This window comes from Sulfurovum zhangzhouensis (assembly GCF_030347965.1).
In the GTDB taxonomy this organism is placed as follows: Bacteria; Campylobacterota; Campylobacteria; order Campylobacterales; family Sulfurovaceae; genus Sulfurovum; species Sulfurovum zhangzhouensis.
Genome location: NZ_JAQIBD010000003.1, coordinates 271,412 through 277,734, shown reverse-complemented (window position 1 = coordinate 277,734; position 6,323 = coordinate 271,412). Strand labels below are relative to the sequence as shown.

At 37.2% G+C, this 6,323-nt stretch carries 5 protein-coding genes; 4 read left to right on the top strand and 1 reads right to left on the bottom strand.

Features of this window, described 5'->3' with window-relative positions:
• Window positions 1–290: 290 nt before the first annotated feature.
• Both PGH07_RS09680 and PGH07_RS09675 read left to right on the top strand, forming a co-directional pair.
• Window positions 291–1,838 carry a DUF3373 family protein gene (locus tag PGH07_RS09680; RefSeq protein ID WP_289414261.1) on the top strand — a complete coding sequence of 516 codons (1,548 nt, stop codon included), beginning with the start codon at window positions 291–293 and terminating at the stop codon, window positions 1,836–1,838.
• 159 nt (window positions 1,839–1,997) lie between these two features.
• Window positions 1,998–2,936 (top strand): DUF302 domain-containing protein, encoded by a 939-nt coding sequence (locus tag PGH07_RS09675; protein ID WP_289414259.1) that lies wholly within the window; start codon window positions 1,998–2,000, stop codon window positions 2,934–2,936.
• Window positions 2,937–3,018: 82 nt separating this feature from the next.
• On the opposite strand, the gene PGH07_RS09670 is transcribed toward PGH07_RS09675, so the two are convergent.
• Window positions 3,019–3,465, bottom strand: coding sequence for an MOSC domain-containing protein (locus PGH07_RS09670; protein ID WP_289414258.1), 447 nt, complete (start codon window positions 3,463–3,465; stop codon window positions 3,019–3,021).
• A 336-nt stretch (window positions 3,466–3,801) separates the two neighbouring features.
• Here PGH07_RS09670 and soxC point away from each other — a divergent pair, with 336 nt between their 5' ends.
• Window positions 3,802–5,121 carry a sulfite dehydrogenase gene (gene soxC / locus PGH07_RS09665; RefSeq protein WP_289414257.1) on the top strand — a complete coding sequence of 440 codons (1,320 nt, stop codon included), beginning with the start codon at window positions 3,802–3,804 and terminating at the stop codon, window positions 5,119–5,121.
• The gene (locus PGH07_RS09660) at window positions 5,102–6,235 is read left to right on the top strand and encodes a c-type cytochrome (protein ID WP_289414256.1); all 1,134 of its coding nucleotides are present in this window, start codon (window positions 5,102–5,104) and stop codon (window positions 6,233–6,235) included. The genes soxC and PGH07_RS09660 overlap by 20 nt, the downstream gene beginning before the upstream one ends.
• Window positions 6,236–6,323: the final 88 nt, after the last annotated feature.

Below are 6,323 nucleotides of genomic sequence, written 5' to 3'. Positions count from 1 at the left end.
TCCCCTTTTTCCTTGTACCCCGGGCTCTTCGTTTACTTTATGATGAACATATAATTAGGTGTATGGTTAAGTAACATATTTCTAGTTATGTTTCTTCTTATAGAAATAGCGTTATTAGGTAGTTAAGAGCCTATTTTGCCTACTAATTTTAGTTATAAAATATAATATTTATAACCTGATATTAATTTATATAATTTTTCAAAAAAAGTTTATTTTTTTAAGTCTATCCTTAGTCAGTCTGTCATAAGATATGGGCACATGTTTTGGACAAATATAACTAAGGAGTAAACATGAAAAAAATTTTAACGGCTTCTCTTGTTACTGCAATGGCATTGACAAGCGTTAACGCTAGTTCAATCAATGACAAAATCAATGATCTTGAGACTGAATTGGCAAAACTAAAAAAAGATCTTAAAAAACAAAATAAAAAGATCAATGAAGTAAAAGCTCACGATGCTGGCGATAACATCAAATGGGGAGTTGATGTAAGAACTTCAATCGATAATATCAACTATGACATGGCTGATGGAAGAGAAGAAGGTAAAAATGACCTTATGGCTTTGAGACTTTGGCTAAATATGGAGTATGCTGCAGATAGCAAGAATATCTTCAAAGGTCAACTTTCTATGAATAAAGCATTTGGTGCTGACATGGGTGCAACTGGTAATCCTTTAACTTCTCCATTTGGTATGCGTGGTACAGGTATGGATACATTTGACTGGGTTACAAATGAAGCATTGAGCAACGGTACATTGAAAGTAAGACAAGCATACTGGCTTTACCTTGGTGATGATGCATTTGGTACAGGTATGCCATGGACTTTCTCGGTAGGTAGAAGACCATCAACAAATGGTTTCCTAGCTAACCTAAGTCAAGATGATCCAGCTCTTTCACCACTTGGACACGTAATTAACGTTGAATTTGATGGTCTAAGTTCAAAACTTGACCTTTCAGGAGTAACTGGTGTACCAGGTATGAGCTTCAAGCTATGTATGGGACAAGGTTCTACAAATGCAGCTCCATTGTTCAGTAGAATGGATGGTGCAGCATATGCTAATGATGATGCTGCTCTTGATGATGTAGCATTGGCAGGATTCATTTTTGAACCATATAATGATGGTCAATACATCGTTAAAACTACAGCATATAAAGCATTTGATGTACCAGGTTTTGCAGCAGGTACAATGGTATGGAACCCAACTTATATGACGTATATGCCAGATCCATCATCAATGAGCTTTGTAAACACAGGTGATATGCTAGGTGCGGCTATTTCTGGTCTAATTGATGGTATTACTGATGATGGTTATTTCTCAGGTGTAAAAGTATTCGGTTCATTTGCTTGGTCTAAATCTGAGCCAGGTGTTGGAAATGACAGATACTTTGATGGTGGTCCATATGATGGTATGACTATCCCAGTTGAGAGCATGTTAGGTAGTATGGATAAAGAAAGTGGTACATCTTACTGGTTCGGTACATATCTACCGGTTCTTGATGGTAAACTTGGTCTAGAGTATAACCACGGAAGTAAATACTGGAAGCCATTTACACAAGGTGAAGATACTATGATCGGTTCTAAACTTGCTGCACGTGGTGATGCATATGAAGTTAACTATACATACCAATTGACTGAAGCACTAAGTGCACAACTTAGATATGTTGCAATTGATTATGATTATACAGGAAGCGCAGGATTCTACGGTGATGGTGGATATTCTATGAAAATCGATGATCTAAAAGCAGCTGCAGCAATGGGTGATCCAACAGCGCAAGCAATGGTTCCTGGTATTGTTGACAAAGCACAAGACATTAGATTCTACATCAGATATAGATACTAATTTTTATCAAACAAAGGGAGTCTCTTCCCTTTGTTATACCTAACTCGACTCTTTTTTTCACAATTCTTCTACATTTATCTTTTATATTTATATTTATAGAAAATTGTTCTATGTATTAAAAAAATTGAGTTATAATTAGCAAAAATGAAAAGGAACACAATGAAACTAATGGCAAAATTTTTTGCTGTCGTAATGCTATTGACAGCAGGTTTGATGGCTGCAGATGCAGCAAAACATGATGTGAGAGTTTTTGTATCAGATAATGCTGACAAGAAGATCACTCCAGCAACAATTGAAGAAGCGTTTAAAGGAGCAGGATTTATTATCGCTGCAAACAACAATATGAATGCACCATTTATGAGAGACTTTAACGAGACTTCATTTGATGTATATAACCTAGCAGTTGTCTATAGAAAAGATACAGCATTGGCGTTGGCAGAGCAGTATCCTGAAATCGGACTCTTTACTCCAATGAGTATGTCTATCTATACAAAAAAAGGTGATAACACTATCTCAGTATCTTCTATCGCTCCACATGCAATGGCAAGAATTATGGGTGTTCCTGAAGACAATGAACACATTATCGCTTATGGTAAAAAAGTAGAAGAAGCACTTAAAGCGGCTATGCCAAACGGTAAGTTTATCACACTTCCTTATGAAATGAAAAATGAAAAACATGATTTCATTACACGTGTAGCATTCGAACAAGACGGTGATGACTGGGAAGAGTCAAAAGATAACTATCAAATGGGATTTGAAGGTGAGCTAGCACCACACGGATTCGTTATGGCTGGATTTACTGACCTTAACTATGATTTTGAAGAGAATGACAAAGAGTGGTTCTACTTCTATGATGTTTACTCAATCTGTAAGATTGCCGTGATCTACGAAGTAGCAAAACTTCATCCAGAGGCTGGTGCATTTGCTCCATGTTCAGCATATATGTATCAAAAGAGAGGGGAGAAAACAATCCATGTTGCATTCCCAAATGTTCATAAGTGGATTGATGCATTGAATATCACTGACAAACCATCAATTGATGTATTGCTTGATGCTCAATCAAGATTCGAAAAGATCTTAGCTACTATCAAGAAATAATTCTATTTCGTTGGCCCGGGTTAATCCGGGCCAGTCTTAACACTCTCTATTCCTTCTTTATTATCAGAAAAAATAACGTTACTTAAGATCCCAAAAGAAAGATCTCATCTTTCTCTTTTATCCATCCCTGCTTTACTACTTTAACAAAAATCCCTCTATCGTTTTTCAGAAGTTTTGGTACTCTTGGATCAATAGCTGAGAGGTGACCACACATCGTGCAGTCCTGACTAATCTCAACAATAGCACTACCTATTTGTAATTGTGAACCTACCGGAAGTTTGTATGGATTGTAATTAATGAGTAGATTCTCCCCCAATGCACTATATTCAATTTCTATACCCTCTCGTTCGACTAGCATGTAGCTATCCAATGACGTCACTAATATAGAACGATCAATATCTTTGTCATAATGTTTATCAAGTAAAATACCTTTTTCATCTACTTGAAGTTCATTTCTTGCTATAGGTTCTTTACTATCAAATGTTGATATAAATAACGCGATCACTTTTCCTACTTTGGTTGATTGCATGATTATCCTAATTATTGAAAAGTATTGTAAATGTATTTTAACATAATTGATGAATTTAATTGTGACAATTATTAATAAATTATAAGTAATCATAAAGTAAAATATCACGCGTTAACATAATAGTGATATATTATAATGATTAAAACGGTGTATTTTATTGATTAAAAATTATAATTGTCAAGAATTTGTAGAAAATTGTGTGATATATGTGTATATAGGTAATTCTTTATAAAATTTCTTGACATTTTAATTTAATTTCTAATACAATCGGTGGCAATAGTGATTCTATTATATAAACTAAAAAACGAGTACTGTTAACTACTATAAGGAGGTTATATGACTAAGATAAGTAATGCTTCTCAAACTGAAATCCAGTCAGAGAGAAGAGACTTTTTTAGGAAGACTGCGGCGTATTCTGTAAGTGCACTTGCAGCGGCAAGTGTCATGGCGCCGGTAAAAATTAACGCATCTAATACAAAAGATGATCCAGCGATCGTCGAAGAGAAACCATGGGGTACAACATTTGGTTATCCTGTAACTCACAACCTGTATGGACAACCATCTCCATATGAGCATAATGTTACAAGAAGAAATACAGAGCTTCTTTCATCAGGAAACTGGTATGCATCAATCGCAATGTGTCCGATTCATGAGCTCAATGGTATTATCACACCAAACGGACTATTCTTTAGCCGTAGCCATGGTGGTACAGCAGAGATCGATCCAAACGAACACCGTTTGATGATCCATGGACTTGTTGATAAGCCACTAGTACTTACTATGAACGAACTAAAAAGATACCCAAGTGTAAGTAGAATTCACTTTATTGAGTGTCCGGCAAACGGTGGTCCAGAGTGGAGAAATCCACAGTTCCCATCGACTCAATTTGCAAAAGGTATGATGAGTTGTGCTGAATGGACTGGTGTATACATCAAAGATATTCTTAAAGATCTTGGATTGAAGCCAAATGCAAGATGGATGTTGGCTGAAGGTGCAGACAACTCTCACATGGGTAGAACTGTACCAATTGATAAAGTACTTGATGATGCTATGGTTGTTTGGGCTCAGAATGGTGAAGCACTACGTCCTGAGCAAGGTTATCCAATCAGACTACTTGTTCCAGGTTGGGAAGGTAACCTTTGTGTAAAATGGCTATGCAGACTTGAGTTTGCTGATGAGCCGTTCTATGCTAAAGAAGAGACAGCAAAATATACAGCATTGAAACCAAGTGGAAAAGCTATCCAACATTTCTATGCTAATGAAGTTAACTCTATCATCACTTCTCCATGTCCAGAATATGATTGGAAAGATCTTAAAAAAGGTGATCTAGTTGAAATTCAAGGTCTAGCATGGAGTGGTCACGGTACTGTCGAAGGTGTAGATATCACATTTGATGGTGGTAAGAACTGGGTAGAAGCAAGTCTTAAAGGTCTTGTATTGCCAAAAGCATGGACAAGATTCAGTTTTATGTATAAATATGAAGGTAAACCATTACTTCTTGGAAGCCGTGCAAGAGATGATGCTGGTCATATTCAACCAAGCGTTAAGCAGGAAAGAGCAGTTATGGGAATTGAGTCTGTGTATCATAGAAATGCTACACATATCTGGGAAGTTACAGCGAAAGGAGAGGTGAACAATGTTCAAGTCTTATCATAAATTATTACTATCAGCAGCACTAGTTGTATCTGCAGCTACTTCTGCTGCAGTAGCGGGAGATAAAACAACTTCTCGCACATATGCAAACGGTAAGAAAGTAATTGACGGTGGTGCTACTTATCCTGTAGTAAACGGGAAAACTTCTTCTTACTATGTAAATGAGAAAGCAGGTAAAGGCGGATTTGCATTCGGTAGAAAACCTACTGAGAATGAAATCAAAGCATGGAATATCGATGTAATGCCTGATGGAACAGGCCTTCCTGAAGGTAGCGGTTCTGTAGAAGATGGTGATGCATTGTATGAAGAGAAATGTGCATCATGTCACTTTGACTTTGGTGCAGGTGGTGCAGGATATCCGGCACTTGCAAAAGGGAACGCATACGAAGGTGTAAAATCTCTCAAGAATCAAAGAACAAGCGCTGCAGTAGATGCACCTAACCGTGTATTCGGATCTTACTGGCCAAAAGCAAGTACACTATGGTGGTATGTAAAAACAGGTATGCCTCACCCAGCACCGATGAGTTTGACTAATGATGAAGTATATGCGATTGTTGCGTATATCATCTCTATCAATGAGTTGACAATCGACGGTGAAGAGCTTGATGATGAGTATGTACTTGACAGAGAGAAGTTCTTGAAGCTTAAAATGCCAAACGAAGATGGGTTTGAGCCTAAGATCGACGGTAAAGACGGACTAGAGAATGTAAGAGCTTACTTCAATGATTTCAGTAACTACGGTAACGGCACAAGATGTATGAAAAACTGTTTTGACGGTGAACCGGTAATTGCTAGAATTCAAGGTGCAGGAATCAGTGCTTATTCTCCAGAACTTTCTACTGAAAGATCTATGCCTGCTAAAAAAGAAGGTGAAGCAGAAATGCCTGGTAAAAAAGAGTATGAAGCAAGCTGTGCAGTTTGTCATGCTACAGATGCAATGGGTGCGCCAATGGTAGGTGATAAGAAAGCTTGGGAGGCTGTTACAAGCAAAGGTATGGATAAAGTATACCACAATGCACTCAACGGTCTTAATGCAATGCCTCCAAGAGGTGGTACATCATTACCAGATGATAAGATCAAAGAGATCGTAGACTATATGGTAAGTCAAGGAAAGTAATAGTGCTTTACACTATTACTTCACGATTAAATAGTAATATTATCTAAGATGCTAGCCCATTTTGGCTTGCAGAATGAATGAAAGGAAT